The organism is Pseudoalteromonas sp. SG43-6 (assembly GCF_014164365.1).
GTDB lineage: Bacteria > Pseudomonadota > Gammaproteobacteria > Enterobacterales > Alteromonadaceae > Pseudoalteromonas > Pseudoalteromonas rhizosphaerae.
The window spans coordinates 79,672-97,819 of record NZ_JACJEZ010000002.1 but is presented as its reverse complement, the minus strand read 5'-3'; the positions used below and the strand labels follow the sequence as shown (position 1 = coordinate 97,819).

Here is an 18,148-nt window from a genome sequence, read left to right as displayed (position 1 = left end):
AAAGGTTTATATAGTTATTTAAAATGTAGCTAAAGCGGCGAGAGTAATAAAATTGCGAGTGAAAATCGGCGCGTTAATCTTTTATTAATTTTATTTTCAACAACGCTCTTTTGCATAACTACGCAAAAGCACACAGTAAGGAATTGCAATGAGCACACAATGGCACACATTTAAAAGTAAAGTTGAGCACTGTTTATGTCCGCCGGGCGATGGCGTTTTTACGGTTAATACTGCAAAAGAACGTAAAGCGGCGCTGCGTATGAAACTGTATGGGCAAGAAGATAATATCGATACGCTATGGCGTGCATCACTCGATACACTTAGTCAAAGTGAGCATAAAGCGGTGACTTTAGGTATTAGCTCTGACTGTGGTGGTGGCATTTTACGCGGCGCCAACTGGGGGCCATTGTTTTTACGCTCAACATTGATTGATCAGCAGCCTCAGGCAAAGTCGTTTGATTTAGGTGATGTAAGGGTTATCCCACATTTACTGCATGATAAATATTTAAACGACGCGACTATCAGTAATTGCCAACAGGCATTATATGATAATCCAAGCAGTGAGTATTATGTCAGCCCGTTGTCTATCACTGAAGATGTATGCGATAGCTTTTATGCAACGTTTACTGATAAAGGCATTTTTGGTATTGGTGGTGATCATTCAATTAGTTACCCGTTAACTAAAGCGTATTTGAAGGCAAAGCGTGCGCAAGGTAAACGCACTGCGATTATTCACTTTGATGCGCATACCGATTTACTCGTTGAACGTTTAGGTATCGATTTATGTTTTGGCTCGTGGTGCACTCATATTTTAGAGTTTTTACCTGCACCGCATCATCTGATCCAATTTGGTATTCGTTCAAGCGGTAAGCCAAAAGAGCACTGGGAATCTACCTTTGGCGTTAAACAACATTGGGCCCATGAGATCATCGAACGAGGCGCGCCGGCAATTGCCGCAGAAGTCATTGCTCAGCTTAAAGCTGACAATGTTGATGAACTCTACGTCAGCTTTGATATTGACGCCCTCGATGAAGAGTTTGCATCAGCAACAGGCACACCCGAAGGGAACGGTTTAACGCCGCAGCATGCTTTGGATATCTTGGTTGCTTTGGCTGATGAATTTCCGATCACTGGCGCTGATATGATGGAAATTGCCCCATTTACTGACAGTTCACTGATTGGTCAATCGAGTTCAGATACAACGCTTAGAGAAGGTGCAAAAATTTCAGCATTTTTAATTAATGCCATGAACCGCGCATAGTCAATAACAGTTCATTTAAGCAGCCTGCTACGGCATGCTGCTTTTTAAATTCACAAATCAGCTATTTGCCGTTATATTTAATTTACATCAACAGATGCTTAAAGTAATAATCGGTGGGGCAAGAGTGGCTAAGTGGTGTTATTTTTTATTTATAATCTTAAGTAATCAAAGTCTCGCTAAATTAAATGTGGTGACGGAATATTTTCCGCCTGCTCAATATCTTGATGAAAACGAACAACTTGTTGGCTATATCGCTGATAAAGTTCAAATGGTGTTAGCTTCTTCAACACTCGATTATACAATTTCAGTGCATAGTTGGAGTACTGCATTTAATATGGTACTGCGCGATCCGCAAACGTGCATTTTTTCTATGGCGCGCTCAACTTCTCGTGAAAAGCAATTTATTTGGATTGCAGAATTAGCAAAGTTGAATACTTATCTGTATGCATTGAATTCAAAAAACATTGTTATCAATTCCCTAGAGCAAGCAAAGCAATACCGAATTGCGGTATTAAAAGATAATTACAGCCATCACTTTTTATTATCACAGGGCTTTGAAGAAGGTGTAAATCTAATGCTGATGAATAGTTTTGATAATATTTTTAAAATAGTTCAAAGCCGTCAAAGCACTATCGATATCGTCGTATTACCTGAACAACGCGTTAAATTTGAACAGTCTAAAAGGCAGGTTACTGACAAGTTAACACCAATTTTAAGACTCAAGATCACGCAACCAGCACTGTATTTTGCTTGTAACAAAGCGCTAGATAAGCCAACTCAAACCAAACTCAGCAACGCATTCAACGCGTATCAGTAAGCTTTTATTGTTGGTAATGCACTGATATTTAATTACTTTTAATATTAATTAAATTTAAATTGCCCAACCTTTAAAAGGGGTTATAATCCAGCTGCTTTTGCTTATAAAAGCGCTTATTTTTGGAGTTATAAATGGGTGACTTAATCGGGATTGGTTTATTAATCTTGATCAGTGCGTTATTTGCTATGTCGGAAATCGCCATCGCAGCATCACGTAAAATTAAATTAAGAGTCATGGCTGACGAAGGCAATGCTAAAGCGGCTGCAGTGTTAAAGCTGCAAGAGCAACCCGGTGCTTTTTTTGCCATGATCCAAATTGCCCTTAATGCAATTGCTATTTTAGGCGGTATAGTGGGCGAACAAGCGCTTTCACCTTATGTTGAAAGTGTGCTTGTGTTATTTTATCAAGGACCGTTACTGGCGCAAATTAGCTTTTTACTGTCGTTTTTGACAATTACTTCATTGTTTATTTTATTTGCTGATTTATTACCAAAACGCTTAGCTATGATCCTACCAGAGGCTGTTGCGGTTCGCGTAGTCACGATTATGCGTTGGGTAACGTATGCATTAACACCGTTAGTATTGTTTTTTAATGGTGTAACTAACATTGTTTTACGCTTATTCAATGTGCCGGCAGAGCGTGAAGACATTGTAACCACCGAAGACATAGTCGCAATGATGGATGCAGGCGCAGAATATGGCAGCTTACAACAACAAGAATATGATTTAATTGGTAATGTATTTGATTTAGAAGCGCGCTTTTTATCGAGTGTAATGTCACCTAGAGATCAAATAGTCTACTTTGATATTAACGAAGCCAGCGATAGTATTTCGGGCAAAATCATTGATCATCCACATAATCATTTTTTGGTATGCAATGGCAATTTAGATAAATTAATTGGCTCAGTTGAATCAAAAGATATTCTTCGCCAAGTGCTCAAAGGCGATGCAGCGAATATTAACGACGAAATGCTCGAAAAAGAGATTTTTTATCTACCAGAAACACTGAGTTTGTCAGAGGCATTAAATGCCTTTAAAGGCGCAGCAAAACCCTTCGCAGTGGTGGTAAATGAATACGCACTTGTCGTGGGAATTGTGACAGTTAAAGATCTTATGAAAGGCTTTATGGGAGATTTGATCACCCATAATGGTGATGAATTAATTATCGCACGTGATGCAAATTCATGGTTAGTTGATGGTTTAACCCCAGCCGTTGAGCTGGCAAAAGTGCTCGGTGTGGATGAATTTCCAGAGCAAATGCATTATGAAACTGTTGCCGGATTTTTAATTTATACCATGAAGCGAATTCCTAAACGTGCAGAATATATTCAATTCGCAGGTTTTAAATTTGAAGTGGTGGATGTTGAAGGGATCCGAGTTGAGCAATTATTGGTGTCTAAAATACTACCGGTAGAACCAGTCTTACAATAAAACGTGAGGCGCTATGCGCCTCATTATTTATTCAAAAGCGCCTTTTATTATTGCAAACCCTTGCTCAACCATATGAATGCCATTACTCCATACATGTTGTGGCGCTAAAGTGTTGCTATCAAGTAAAACTAAGTCGGCGTCTGAGCCTTTGCTAATAGTGCCTTTTTTAATCCCCAGTACATTAGCGGGATTAGTGGTTATGGCCATTAATGCGTGCTCTATACTCACCTCATATTGATGTACAGCTTGTTGAAAAGCACCTAACAGAGAGGCTTCTTTACCAATTTCAAGCCCGAGCAAATTAAATTGCTCGTCAAATATTGGCAGGCTGGCATGGCCATCTGAACTCATAGTCAATTGTGTTGGCTTAACATTGTGTGTTAAACAGTAAGCTAACGCTTGCGCGGCAGCATATTCGCCATGAGCAAGATCATACTCAGTTGTGCTGGTGGTAAAATCAATTGTACCGCCGGCTTCACAAAATAAAATCCCAGCGTCAAGCAGCGCTTTATTTCTATTCATGTGTGTTGGATAAAACTGACTCAATGAAATATCAGTATTTTTATCAACCTCATGCAGAATCGCTAAGTGACTATTAACGGGGCCGACATGAATGCTCACGGTGCCTTTTTTTGCGCTTAGCATGCCGGCGACTTTTGCTTCTGCTGCCAACTCTGCGAGTTGTTGAACGGTGGGTTGGCTGCTACGGTGATCTGAAATTGCCACTTCGCCTACGCCAATAAACTCGTCAATATACATTAGGTCATTTGTAATACTACCCGTCAGTGTTTTAGCGGGTAAGTGATAAGAGCCAGTATGGCAAAATACATTAAGACCAAGCTCTTTTAAGCCTTTCGCTTTAGCAACTAAGTTGGTTAGTGTGCGACTGCTTGAGTCAGTGCCCAGCGCTGCAATAACGGTTGTAATACCTGCTAAGGTGGCATCAGTTAAGTTCATTTCTGGCGTTCGACTAGTAAAACCTGCTTCGCCGCCACCGCCTGTAATATGGACCAAAGAGTCAACAAAGCCTGGTACTAGAATGTTTCCTCGGCCATCGATAATCTTTACTTCGGTATTACTTTCTAGTTTGATCTCGGTTCGAAAATCAATCACTTTAGAACCAGCGATGAGTACATCCATCTGCCCTTGAGGGCTTGGAGTATAAAGGTTTGCACCTCGAATTAATGTCAACATAGTGAAGTCTTTTTATTGATAATTGATAAAATAAGCAAGAAATATGAAGCCGCTTGCTAAAGTAAATAATGCTAAAGTGAAACGCCAAATAAAGGCTGCCCATTCGCTCCAATCAAGCTTTACAATACCTAAGCAACCGATCAAGCTGGCTGAGGTTGGAATGAATATATTCGTTAAGCCATCGCCAAACTGAAAAGCTAATACCACAATTTGTCGTGAGACATTGAGTAAATCGCCTAATGGAGACATCAGTGGCATAGTGATAGCGGCTTGGCCGGACCCTGAAGAAACAAAAAAGTTAAACACACTTTGAAATAATAACATTCCCCATGCCGCAACAAAGTCTGGTACCGCAGCGATACTACTAGCACTATGATAAAGTAATGTATTTAAGGTTGACGGTGCATTTAAATCACTGCCGCCAAGTAATAATACCACCCCTTTGGCAAGAGCGACTAACATGGCTGCGGGCAACAATTCTTGTGCGCCATGTTTAAATGCATCAGCACTTTGGTTAGCTGTTTGTTTATTAAAAATACTGGCTATAAAAGCACTGATCACACCAATACAAAAAAACTGTGCTGCGAGCTCTGGAATATAGTATTGGCGCGCCATCACACCCCACACAACCCAAGTAATACCCGTTATAAAAGTAATCAAGATAAGTTTATCGGCGGTATCTAATTTTATATCAGTATGGGAGTCGCTTTGCGCGGTGTTAATGGTTCTGATCGAGTTGGCATAACGTATAGTAAAAAATAAACCAAATAGTGTAAACACAACCCATGCGATCATTCTAAAGCCAGCACCAGAAAAAACCGGTATTTCAGCAATAGATTGTGCAATTGCAATACTAAAAGGATTCATCCAAGACGTTGCAAAGCCAATTTGTGTGGCAACATACGTAGTTAAAACCGTTACTTTGGCATCATAGCCGAGCTGTTTCATGATCGGTAGCAAGACAATACAAAAAGCAATGGCTTCTTCGCCCATACCAAATACTGCGCCACCTAACGAAAATAACACAAATAATAATGGTAGAAACAGCCATTCAACTCGCTGAGTTTTATTGATAAGCGCCATAATACCGTTATTAATTGCGCCTGTTTTCATAATGATACCGAACGCGCCGCCGGTAATTAATATAAATGCCATGACACCGATGGTTGCGCCGTACTTGTCACCCGATACTAAACCTTCAAACAACACATTTGCCAGGCCAATTTCACCGCCTTCAGCAAACAGCGGCGTTTGCTCGCTTACAGCCACTGTTTGGTATTGAGAAAGTTCAACACTGTGGCTATCTTTTTGGGCGTTAAACATCCCAGGAGTAATAAACAAGGTTGCCAAGTAGGCAATTAATGCAATTGATAACAAGATGATACTTGCATCAGGCATAGTAAATTGTTTGTTTTTCATAATTTCACTTTTCGCAAAGAAATAGGTTGCTTAGACTAAGCCGCACACCTGCTTATTTTAACACGAAGTTTATTTGAATAAGTGACCTTACTCTACAAAGCAAAGCCACTTAGTACAATTTGGATGGTGTTACGCACAGCGACTAGCACGGCGCGTATAATTTTTAGAAACGATAGCTGACACTAAATGTATAACGCGCGCCATAAGCATTATGGTTTATAGAATCAAAACCACGACTTGAGCCGTATAGCTGTGGCGGCTCTTTGTCAAAAATATTATCAATGCGCGCTCTTAAGGTAAGGGCTTTATTTACGTAGTAACCTGCAGATAAATCCCATACGAGCCAATCGTCAACTTGATGATTACCTTGTGAGTCAAGTTTACCTAAACTTTCCAGTTCATCAATTTCACGGCCTCTAAGTCCTTCAATGTCATCATCATAGCTGCTGGTGTAATTTGCGCCAAGGTTTAGGTAGTAGCTTTGAGCTTCCCAATCGATTGACATACGACCGATGTTTTCAGGGTAGCGATATGTACCCACTAACTTTTCAATGGCATCAGACCCTGGTTTACTGCGCTCAAATTCAAGATAGTGCGTGCCATCAAATGCAAAAGTTAAATCGCCACCTGAAAGCCTAAAACGGTGATCAAACTTAATATCAATCCCTGCTAATGTTTGTGTGCCGGTATTTTCAAGTGGGATAACATGGTCACGAAATAATGGTAAAAATAGTTCATCATCACGTGGGTTAAACTCGGTAATATAGTTATCTAAAATTTCATTTAGGTTGGCACCATCTTGCTCGATACTTAAACCACTATTGTCACTGATATCACATAGCTCATTATCGTAAGAAATACCTTGTTGACCTTCTGGGACAATACCGCAATGGCGCAGTGATGCATCAGTAATGGCACGATCTAGCACCGCAGTCATATTAGTATCAATCACTTCTTCGTGATCAAACTGCCAGTAATCAACGGTTAGGTTAGTATCAGCGCTTGGGCTCCAAGCAAAACCAACACTAATAGCTTCTGATTCTTCAGCTTTAAGATTTTTATTTCCAAGCTCGAGTGAGTTAACACTTACCTCTGTTCCTTGGCCCATACAATAAAGATCAGATACTGCTTGGTTAGCACCGCAATCGAAGGTTGATTGAGTGGTTCTTAATTTAACACCAGCTTGCGTAAGAGAAGGGGCACGGAATGACGTAGACCATGAGCCACGTAACACTAACGAGTCGTTAGGACGATAGCTTAAGCCTATTTTTGGATTAAAGGTGCCGCCAAAATCGTCATAATGATCGTAACGTCCTGCCGCCTGTAGCTCAACTTGATCGGTCAATGATACACTTATTTCTGCGAACGCCGCGTATTGAGTGCGATCAGCCTCTGATAAGCTCGAGCCAAAACCAAATACATCCACTAAGTAGCCGTTTTCAGGGCGTGCTTGCGAGTCAAGTGATGGAATGTCAGTTAATTCTTCACGGCGAGCTTCAACTCCAAATGATGCATAAGCGGGTAAATCATTAAAGGTGAATAGCTCACCGTTAAAGTTTACATCCCAGCCGTATACGGTGCTTTCGCCACTGCGTGTTGGACGTGCCTGTGCCGTTGCTAAAACCGCATCGTTGGCGGCATCGCCTTGCACAAATGGATTATAAAATGGCAGTAAATCGCCTGATACACAGTTAAGGTTTGCGCCGTCGTAGTTTGCTAATGTACCGTCTGAGCATAGTTCACCAGTAATGGCGGCATGAAATTGATAGCGATTGTAAATACCATCAATGGCTTCTTGCTCAGAGCTTGAGCGAGAAAAGGTTACGCCTGACTCCCAGCTCCAGTCACCAACATCACCTGCAAGGCTACTCACTAAGCGGAAGTTTTTAGTTTCTACTTCGACAGTACGTGGGGCATTAAAACGCGCATCAAAGCCAAAGCCGTAAACTTCGCGGCCAGCTTGCGTATCAAATTCAAATGGGTCAATAAACACTTGATCCATCAAATCATTACTGCCATCTGCATTATCATAAATGAACAGCGCATCTTCTAAAATGAAAGGACCATCTTCATCATTTATTTGATTAATCGGTGAGGGTGACGAGTACGCTTTTGCCTTTGTTTGGCTATAGAAAAAGTCAGTATGCCAATCAAGACCGCCTAAGCTGCTATTGAACATAAAGCCAGTCGATAGACTCTCAAATGGCGTATCCAGATAATCGTCTTGATTTGGGTAATAGGCACAAATGTCTTCACCAAATTCAGTTGTAACTAATTCAGTCTGGCAATTTGGCGCTGGCAATTCATTCCCATCACGCGAGCTGTAATAATAAATATTTGGCGCGTTTTCAAGTTTTGGTAAGTACGAATAACTATTCACCAGTGGTGATGATGCAGTGAAATCACGATCGGTGGCTTTAAAGGCGTTACGGTCAAAAATATCGGCAAAAACCGTTAAGTTACTCTCACCAATGTTTGTACCGTATACTAGGTTAAGTTGTTTTTTACCTTCATCATGACTGTTAAAGCTGTTTGCGTAGGATGCGTTTACTTCAGCGCCTTCAAAGTCATCTTTTAAAATATAGTTAATTACACCTGCTACGGCATCTGCACCGTAAACCGCTGATGCACCGGTTGCAAGAATATCAATGCGCTCGATAGCTGCAAGTGGAATTGAGTTCACATCGACAAAGTTTTCCGTGCCAGCGGCAAATGAACTGGGCGCAACACGACGACCATTAATCAGTGTTAATGTGGCTGATGGGCCCATGCCACGTAGGCTTGCTGCAGATTGTCCCGCAGGTGTTGAAGTGGACGTGCCACCGCTTTCTGAAGTGGAAAAAGTGCCGCTACCACCTTTGAACACGGATAAATCCTTTAGTAATTCGTGAATCGTGTTGGCGCCAGAGCGTTTGATGGCATCTTGGTCTAATACCGTTAGTGGAATCGTTCCTTCAAGATCGACGCCTTTTAAACGTGATCCGGTGACTTCTACTCGTTCAATGTTTTCAGCTTTAGTGTTTTCTTGCGCATACAAAAAAGTTGGGCAAAGCACTGCGCTTATTGCCGTTGCAATAGTTAATTGACGAAACATATTGGTTTACCTTTGTCTTTATTTTAAGCACAGGTGTACTGCACAGTGCTTATTTTTTGATTATTTAGACAGGGCCGTGATCGATAGACACAGTTAGCCCCTCACAGAGAATGTGAGGTAGTGGCTACTCGTCAAACCACTCCGAAAGGTAGTGAGGAGAGTAGAAATATGTACACAGCGATGTTGCGTTTTTAAACATAATTCCAATCCAAAAGGTTTTTGACAAAGCTAGTATTTGGGTGCTAGCTTACTCGCGATTTAAAAGTTCCTTATTTTTATAGCAAGCATAAAGTTTTACTGCAAGCTATTTTTTATCATTTTTTACATGAGTATAACATTATGGAAAACTTTCGGGAACATCTTGCAAAGAGCCCTAAATATGGTTTTTTTGCTGCTTTTACACTGGTAATGGCTGCTTTTTCGGCGAATATATCTGCAAATCAAACTGAGCAAACCTTGCTGTTAATTGGTGGTGCATTAACGACTTGTTCAAGTTTTAGTCCTGAAAATTGCATTGAAAAAACATCATTAATAGGAAAAAAAGCGAATCAATTTCAATTGACGGGCAAAGCACTACAAGAAATAAAAAGCCAATGGCCTGATGATAGTACTAATAATCGCAATGAAACCTTGCGGGTTTTATCAAAAATTGCCAAGCAACAGCCTAATCTTATCGATAAAGGGTCGTTGCTATGGGCTTGGCGGGATTTAGATAGCCGCTCGCTCAATAATTTAACTGATCGAGAATATAACTTTGTCACTGATATGCTGGAAGTGGCGGTTGTTGATGCTAAAGGCCAGCGCATAAAAGAAACGGTGCAAAGTAAACAAAATAATGAGCCGGCTGCTAATGATATAGTTAATTTTATTTCTGCAACAGCTAAAGTAAATAGTAAACAGCCGAGCTTATTAGCTATCACAGCATCGAGTCGCGACCCTTATGAATCGGCTGACTTTTACGAAGGCTTACTGGATTTTGATCGTATTAAAAGTTCATGGCTGGCATTAACTCCGGCATTAGCGCAAGCAATCACAACTGGGCAATGTGAAAAGCTAGCGCAATTTCGCCAGCAAAACATGCAGGTGTTTAATCGCCACAAAATCTATCCTGACCGTATTCAAGCTGAGCAACAACTATGCGACGCGGGTGTTGATAATTTAGTTGCAAAAATCGAATCAGCAACAGGTATTATGCTCAATGGTGGCGATCAAAGTTTAACTCGAAAAGTGTTATTTGATGATACGGGCAAGCCGTATCCATGGACCGATGCTATACGTTCACGTCCGCTATTGGTAGGTACAAGTGCAGGCACAGCCATTCAAAGTGGCGGCAGTAACCAGTTTGGTAGTGTTGCTATGATCACTAATGGCACTAGTTTAGCTGCATTACGTGATGGTGCGCACGCAGTTTCTGCACCGAGTGAACGTTGTGAAGATGATTGTAATCAAGGGCTAAGCGCAGATACATTAACCTATCAAACTAATGGTGGGCTGGGCAGCTTTAGTGCAGGTATAGTTGACACCCATTTTAGTGAGCGAAATCGCACTGTGCGTTTAGCGACATTGCTTGCAAAAACAGGGCAACAGTATGGCTTTGGTGTTGATGAAACGACAGCTTTAGTGTTCATAAAATCACAACAGAGTACGATTGTGACAGTGCTAGGTAAGCATGGGGTTGTGCATTTAAATAAGGGCAAAGATAAATACAGTTTTGATTATTCATTTTGGCCAGCTGGTGCGATTATTGATGTAACACCTCAAGGCTACCAATTAAACCAACGTACTATAGACAGTGCTTTGCCTGCAATTAAAATACCGCCTTTGCCAATGCAGCGTTTTAATAACATACTCACTGATGCTAAATTGCGCTCGCTTACTCAAGCAATGTGTTTAGCTAATGAGCAGTCAGCGGTAGGTCAGCAAGATGAGTTTATAGTGACTTTAAATGCCAGCAAAAATACCCAGTATCAGAGAATAAGTCCAAGCAGTTATGGCTGTGCAATTGAACGACTTAGCGTTAATATTACGACGATTCAATGATGCTTTGATGAAGAGCTACTGTTACTCACAGTAGCTTTTCTTTAAATGACTAAGTAATGTGTTAAATTGTCAACAACACCAATTTGGATATATTGCTACCCATTTACCCTCAAATCTTACAACCGATGATTGAACATCTGCTTGCTGTGTCGCTTTTAGTTCCAGACGTTCAAAATGACTACTTTTAATGTTTACTGCATCTGCATTGTTATGCTCATTAAAGATAAAATTAACTCTTTTTGTACCTGCAATTAGCAATCGAGTTGTTCTGTTTTTTAGCTCACCGTCAAGTCTTTTTACATCACTTTACATGCTCTTAGATCTTTTAAAAATAATTCTCAATTAACATTGGAAAATGTAATAATTTAATTTAGAATGATCGTTCATTCTAAATTAAGGGTAGTTAACATGCAGCGTTCTCGCGTCGTTCTTTTTACTGTCACCGCTTTGGCAAGTGCAGTTGCTTTATCCGGTTGCGATCAAACTCAGCAGGCGAATGCGCCTGCTTCGCAGCCAGCTCCTGTTGGCGTAATTACATTAAAAAGCCAACCATTAACACTTACTAAGGAGCTTCCTGGACGAGTAACTGCGTCTCAAGTGGCGGAGATTCGTCCTCAGGTAAGCGGTATTATTCAATCACGTTTATTCACTCAAGGTGCTGAAGTTAAAAAAGGTCAGGCTTTATATCAAATCGACCCAGCTACATTTGAAGCGCAAGTGGCAACCAGTAAAGCCGCTATTAGTAAGGCACAAGCAAGCATTGCTAATGCAAAGGCTAAATCAGATCGTTATTCTGAGTTACTAGCAATAAAAGCGGTCAGCCAACAAGATTTTGATGAAGCCGACGCAAGCTATAAAGGCGCCCAGGCTGATTTATTAACGGCTCAAGCGCAGCTTAAAACCGCACAGATCAATTTTAACTATAGTAAGGTTTCATCACCTATTAGTGGTCAAATTGGCAAATCGAACGTGACCGTAGGTGCTTTGGTAAGTGCTAATCAAGCAACCGTGTTAGCAACCGTCACTCAGCTTGACCCAATTTATATTGACCTTACACAGTCAAGTAGTGAGTTGACTCGCTTGAAAAAAGCGATTGCCAATGGTGAGCTTGACAAAGATCTTACTGCGCAATCAAAGGTTGAACTCACTATGGAAGATGGCTCAGTGTATCCGCACACTGGCACTTTGCAGTTTTCTGAAGTGGCTGTTGATCCAAGCACTGGCTCAGTGACTTTACGAGCAGAATTTCCAAATCCAGAAAAGCTATTATTACCAGGTATGTACGTCAGAGCTGTGGTTGTTGAAGGTGTTAAGTCTGATGCTATTTTAGTACCACAACGTGGTGTGAGTCGTAATAGCAAAGGTGAGCCTACAGCGATGGTGGTGAGTAAAGACAATACTGTTGAAGCGCGAGTATTAAAAACTGACCGCACAGTAGGTGCTAACTGGTTAGTGACAAGTGGCTTGAACGACGGCGATCAACTGATTGTTGAAGGTTTACAAAAAATAGCACCGGGCGCACCTGTTAATGCAGTGCCTGCCGACTCAGCTGCTAAAACTCAATAACGGAGCATTTTAATGTCACGATTTTTTATCGACCGGCCTATCTTTGCATGGGTACTGGCCATTATTGTTATGTTGGCGGGTATACTTGCAATTAAAGCGCTACCTATTGCTCAGTATCCGTCTATTGCGCCTCCGGCAATTAGTGTTCAAGCTAATTATCCAGGTGCTTCCGCACGTACGTTAGAAGATACTGTTACGCAGGTTATTGAACAAAAGATGAAAGGATTAGATGGCTTGTTGTATATGTCATCAACCTCGGAATCAAATGGCTCGGCAACTTTAACACTAACGTTTGATGCTGATACCGACCCAGATATTGCACAAGTTCAAGTGCAAAATAAACTTGCCTTGGCAACCCCGTTATTGCCACAAGAAGTGCAACGCCAAGGTGTATCTGTTGCTAAATCTGCACGTAACTTTTTAATGGTTGTTGGTTTTGTTTCTGAAGATGGCAGCATGAATAATATCGACATTGGTGATTATGTTGCATCCAATGTGCAAGATATCGTGTCGCGCGTTGATGGCGTAGGTGAAGTGCAGTTATTTGGCTCACAGTATGCGATGCGTATCTGGTTAGACCCTAGTATGCTGCAAAAATATAAACTGACTCCTGCAGATATTAGTGCGTCTATTAGTGCTCAAAATGCGCAAGTATCGGCAGGTCAACTTGGTGCTTTACCTGCGATTTCAGGGCAGCAGCTTAATGCCACTGTGACTGCGCAAAGTCGCTTACAAACACCAGAACAATTTCGCAATATTTTTGTCAAAAACAATGAGGATGGTTCTGTAGTTCGCTTAGGCGATGTCGCAAAAGTCGAACTTGGCGGTGAAAGCTACGGTGTTGTGGCGCGCTTTAATGGTAAACCAGCGTCAGGTTTAGGTATTAAACTTGCCAGTGGTGCAAACGCTCTTGATACTGCTGCGGGTGTTAAAACTGCATTGGCTGAACTAGAGCCTTTTTTCCCTGAAGGGTTAGCCAGTGTTGTACCTTACGACACCACTCCGTTTGTATCATTATCAATTGAAAAAGTAGTGAGTACATTAATCGAAGCCGTGGTGTTAGTGTTTTTAGTTATGTACTTGTTTTTACAAAACTTTAGAGCAACTCTAATTCCTACTATTGCAGTGCCTGTGGTTTTATTGGGTACATTTGCTGTGCTGCAAGTACTCGGTTATTCAATTAATACCTTGACCATGTTTGCTATGGTACTGGCCATTGGCTTGTTAGTTGATGATGCCATCGTGGTGGTTGAAAACGTTGAGCGGGTGATGACCGAAGAAAAACTTTCACCGCTTGAAGCTACGCGAAAATCGATGGATGAAATCAAAGGTGCACTAGTTGGTATTGCTATGGTGTTATCGGCCGTATTTATCCCAATGGCGTTCTTTGCAGGCTCGACAGGGGTTATTTATCGTCAGTTCTCAGTAACCTTAGTAACTGCTATGAGTTTATCTGTTTTAGTGGCACTTATTTTAACACCAGCACTGTGTGCAACCATGTTAAAACCGAGCCACGTACATAATAACTCATCATTTATTGGTCGCTTTTTTATGGGCTTTAACCGTGGCTTTGAAAAGACCAATACCGGCGCACAAAACTTTGTAAGCCGTATGATCAAGCAAAGTAAGCGCTATTTATTGTGTTACGGCTTAATTGTTGGCGGTATGATCTATATTTTCTCACAACTTCCTTCAGCATTTTTACCTGATGAAGACCAAGGTATTTTGTTCAATCAAGTAAGTTTACCAGCAGGAGCAACCACTGAGCAGACATTAAAAGTCGTTGAGAAAATGGAAAAACATTTCCTAGAAGATCAGTCTGAAGCTGTTCGTTCTGTGTTTAGTGTAACTGGCTTTAGCTTCGCAGGCTCTGGGCAAAATGCAGCGCTTGGCTTTGTTGGTTTAAAACACTGGGATGAGCGTCAACGCGATGATTTATCGGTTGGTGCAGTTGCAGGTAAAGCTATGGGTTATTTTTCTACGATAAAAGAAGCCTTTGTTTTTGCTTTCCCACCACCTGCGGTTGTTGAGCTTGGTACTGCCAATGGCTTTACCTTGTTTTTACAAGATAGGGTTGGGCTTGGTCACGACAAATTACTCGAAGCGCGAAATATGCTACTAGGCATGGCTTCACAAAGTCCTGTATTAGCGGGCGTTCGTCCTAATGGTCAAGAAGATAAACCAGAGCTTGAACTGGATATTGATTTAGCAAAAGCGCAAGCACTTGGGCTGACCCAAGCAGATATCAATAGTACTTTGTCTACCGCGTGGGGTAGTAGCTATGTGAATGACTTTATCGACCGTGGTCGAGTAAAAAAAGTGTTTTTACAAGGTACGCCAGAGTCTCGTATGGTGCCGGAAGATTTAGATAAATGGTATGTACGTAATAGTAATGGCGATATGGTGCCATTTAGCGCGTTTGCTCAGTCGTACTGGACCTATGGTTCGCCGCGTCTTGAACGCTATAACGGCTTTTCGGCAATGGAAATTCAAGGTGCAGCAGCGCCAGGCTATAGTACCGGTCAAGCCATGGATGAAATGGAGAAATTGGTTAGCCAGTTACCAACCGGGATTGCCTTTGAATGGACTGGTATTTCGTATGAAGAACGTTTAAGTGGTGGTCAAGCGCCATTATTGTATGCGTTGTCGTTATTAGTGGTATTTTTGTGCTTAGCTGCATTGTATGAAAGTTGGTCGGTGCCTGCTGCGGTAATGATGATTGTTCCTTTAGGTGTATTCGGCGCTGCAATGGCTGCCTTTATAGGTAACTTATCAAATGATATTTACTTACAAGTAGGCTTGTTGACTACCATAGGACTGGCGTCTAAAAATGCCATTTTGATTGTTGAGTTCGCAATTCATAAAATGGATGAAGGCATGGGGCTGGTGGATGCTGCAATTAACTCTGTTAAGCTACGACTACGACCAATTTTAATGACTTCTATGGCATTTATTTGTGGCGTTCTACCTTTAGCTATTGCATCAAGTGCTGGTTCTGGTGCACAAAATGCTCTAGGTATCTCTGTCATAGGTGGCACGCTCGCATCGTCAATATTGGCTGTGATATTTGTACCGTTATTCTTTGTATTAGTGCGCAGAGTTTTTCCAGGTAAACATAAAACTGTGACACAGGAGTAATCATAATGACATTCAAAACGTTAAGCCTAGCGAGTCTAAGCATATTTGTGCTCAGTGCTTGCCAAATGGCACCTCCGCGTGAAGATATCGTGTTGCCGGTGCCTGATAGCTACGCAATACAGAGCGAACAAGGTAATACGGCTGATTTAAGATGGCAGCAGTTTTTTGCGAATGAAAAGTTGCAACACTTGATTGAACAAACATTAGCTCATAATAAAGACCTTAAACTTGCCGCACTTAATGTGCAGCAAGTTCGTGCGCTTTATCAAATCGAAGACTCTGCCTTATATCCGTCAATCGATTTTGCTGCGTCGGGCACGCGTCAGCGCTTACCGGGAGACTTAACGTCAACCGGTAATGCACAAATTAGCGATAGCTATCAAGCTACCGTGGGGATGACCGCGTATGAGCTCGATATATGGGGCAAAATTCGTAATCAATCTGATCAAGCACTGCAAACTTTGTACGCGTCAGAGCAAACTCAAACGAGTGTAAAAATTAGCTTAATTTCTGAGTTGGTAATTGCGTGGCTAAATTACGCTGCTGATAAAGAGCAGTTAGCGCTTGCTACGCAAACCCTAAAAAGTCAGCAGGCATCACTGGCGTTAACCGAAAAAACCTATGCACTTGGCGCGGCATCAAAGTTAACGTTGGCACAAATTGAGAGCACTGTAGCCACCGCAAAAGTTGATATTGCTAACTATCAGCGCTTGTTAAAGCGTGATAAAAATGCCCTTGATTTATTAGTAGGTCAGCCGGTTTCAGCGCAGTTGTTACCTGTTGAGAGTTTAGATGAAGTACTAAATTTCCCGACCGTGCCTGTAGGCTTACCATCCGAGTTACTTGAACAACGTCCTGATATTAAAGCAGCAGAGTTTCAGTTATTAGCTGCTAACGCTAATATCGGTGTTGCAAAGGCGGCATTTTTTCCAAGTATTAGCTTAACGGCTAATGCCGGGAGTGCGTCGAGTGATCTAGATAATTTGTTTTCAAGTGGCACTGGCACTTGGAGCTTTATGCCATCGATCACGATACCGATATTTAATATGGGTCGTAATCAAGCAAACTTAGATGTTGCGCAAACTCAGCAACAGATTGCGCTAACAACCTATGAACAAACGATTCAACAGGCATTTAAAGAAGTCTCTGATGCGCTTGCCGATAGGGAAGGCTATATGCAGCAGCTAAGTGCGCTTGAAGATCTGTATAACAGTAATCAAGTGTCGTTTACACTCTCTGAAGCTCGCTTTGAAAAAGGCGCCGATAGCTATTTACAAGTGCTGGATGCACAGCGTAATTGGTACAGTGCAGGGCAACAACTCATTAGCGGTAAAAAAGCCTATATTACGAGCCAAATTAGTTTGTATAAAGCGGTTGGAGGCGGTTGGCAACGGTCGGCTCAACAGAGTGAATAGCCGCTAGGCTGCACCACTGTATAGTTTATCACTAGTTTATTAAGTTCTTTGTGGCAACTGACAAAGTTGATGTCAAAGGGCATATAAGCTAGTGATAATTATTAGGTTAAAGAAAAGCAGCGCTTTTCGGAGTTACTATGAAAGAAAAATCTAAAAGACAAACCGACCCTGCACTTGTGCAAGCACGCCGTGAGCAAGTGCTTAGTGCTGCGGCCGATTGTTTTAGACGAAAAGGCTATCATGGCGCAGGAATGGCCGAGATCTCAAAGACCGCAGGGATGAGCGCAGGACATATTTACAATTACTTTGCCAGTAAAGAAGCGATCATTGAATCGATTATAGAACAGGATATGGAAAAACTGTTCTCTATTTTTCAGGAGTATGAAGATCAACCTGGTGACTTAGTAACGATTCTACTCGATGGTTTAGACCACGCAGTGGATCATCATACTGATGTAAACCAAGGTGCACTGGATTTAGAGATGTTCGCTGAAGCTGCGCGCAACGATAAAGTGGCAGAGCAGTTGCGAAAGTCTGATTGTTACGCCAGAGAGAAAATGCGAAATCTTTTATTGAGTGAACGCAGTTTGATAAAAGACCTTAGTGCAACTGAACTTGAAAGCCGTATCGAAGTGATGTTTGCAATGATAAATGGGATCACCATACGTAAAACGCTTAATCCACATGTTGATAAAGCCACGCTATTATTAGCGCTTCGCCCGGCAATGCGGGTGTTGCTTGTACCGTTCTAATTAGAGGCGAGCCCTTAACCGC

General features: G+C 41.6%; 11 protein-coding genes. 8 read left to right on the top strand and 3 right to left on the bottom strand.

The annotated features are described in order from the left end of the window. Positions 1-148: 148 nt before the first annotated feature. The 3 genes from H5201_RS01170 to H5201_RS01160 all read left to right on the top strand — a co-directional run bounded on the left by H5201_RS01170 (position 149) and on the right by H5201_RS01160 (position 3,508). On the top strand, positions 149-1,261 hold the full coding sequence (locus H5201_RS01170; RefSeq protein ID WP_182717603.1) for an arginase family protein: 1,113 nt from the start codon (positions 149-151) through the stop codon (positions 1,259-1,261). A 34-nt stretch (positions 1,262-1,295) separates the two neighbouring features. Next, on the top strand, positions 1,296-2,078 hold the full coding sequence (locus H5201_RS01165) for an ABC transporter substrate-binding protein (protein WP_259398455.1): 783 nt from the start codon (positions 1,296-1,298) through the stop codon (positions 2,076-2,078). 131 nt (positions 2,079-2,209) lie between these two features. Beyond that, positions 2,210-3,508: a hemolysin family protein gene (locus H5201_RS01160; protein ID WP_182717602.1), complete on the top strand. Its 1,299-nt coding sequence runs from the start codon at positions 2,210-2,212 to the stop codon at positions 3,506-3,508. Positions 3,509-3,535: 27 nt separating this feature from the next. On the opposite strand, the gene iadA is transcribed toward H5201_RS01160, so the two are convergent. The 3 genes from iadA to H5201_RS01145 form a co-directional block, all read right to left on the bottom strand. Next, complete coding sequence (iadA, locus tag H5201_RS01155) at positions 3,536-4,702, bottom strand: beta-aspartyl-peptidase (protein ID WP_182717601.1); 1,167 nt, start codon at positions 4,700-4,702, stop codon at positions 3,536-3,538. A 12-nt stretch (positions 4,703-4,714) separates the two neighbouring features. Beyond that, positions 4,715-6,121: a putative basic amino acid antiporter YfcC gene (gene yfcC, locus H5201_RS01150; RefSeq protein ID WP_182783536.1), complete on the bottom strand. Its 1,407-nt coding sequence runs from the start codon at positions 6,119-6,121 to the stop codon at positions 4,715-4,717. Positions 6,122-6,284: 163 nt separating this feature from the next. Beyond that, on the bottom strand, positions 6,285-9,215 hold the full coding sequence (locus H5201_RS01145; protein ID WP_182783534.1) for a TonB-dependent receptor domain-containing protein: 2,931 nt from the start codon (positions 9,213-9,215) through the stop codon (positions 6,285-6,287). Between the two features lie 339 nt (positions 9,216-9,554). Here H5201_RS01145 and H5201_RS01140 point away from each other — a divergent pair, with 339 nt between their 5' ends. From H5201_RS01140 to H5201_RS01120, 5 genes are all read left to right on the top strand, one after another. Beyond that, the gene (locus H5201_RS01140) at positions 9,555-11,255 is read left to right on the top strand and encodes a cyanophycinase (protein WP_182783532.1); all 1,701 of its coding nucleotides are present in this window, start codon (positions 9,555-9,557) and stop codon (positions 11,253-11,255) included. Positions 11,256-11,663: 408 nt separating this feature from the next. Beyond that, entirely contained in the window at positions 11,664-12,821 is a 1,158-nt protein-coding gene (locus H5201_RS01135; RefSeq protein ID WP_182739500.1) for an efflux RND transporter periplasmic adaptor subunit, read from the top strand. A 12-nt stretch (positions 12,822-12,833) separates the two neighbouring features. Then, positions 12,834-15,959 carry an efflux RND transporter permease subunit gene (locus H5201_RS01130; RefSeq protein WP_182717595.1) on the top strand — a complete coding sequence of 1,042 codons (3,126 nt, stop codon included), beginning with the start codon at positions 12,834-12,836 and terminating at the stop codon, positions 15,957-15,959. A gap of 5 nt (positions 15,960-15,964) precedes the next feature. Further along, positions 15,965-17,374, top strand: a complete 1,410-nt coding sequence (locus tag H5201_RS01125; protein ID WP_182783530.1) for an efflux transporter outer membrane subunit — start codon at positions 15,965-15,967, stop codon at positions 17,372-17,374. Between the two features lie 137 nt (positions 17,375-17,511). Continuing rightward, complete coding sequence (locus H5201_RS01120; protein ID WP_182739503.1) at positions 17,512-18,126, top strand: TetR/AcrR family transcriptional regulator; 615 nt, start codon at positions 17,512-17,514, stop codon at positions 18,124-18,126. Positions 18,127-18,148: the final 22 nt, after the last annotated feature.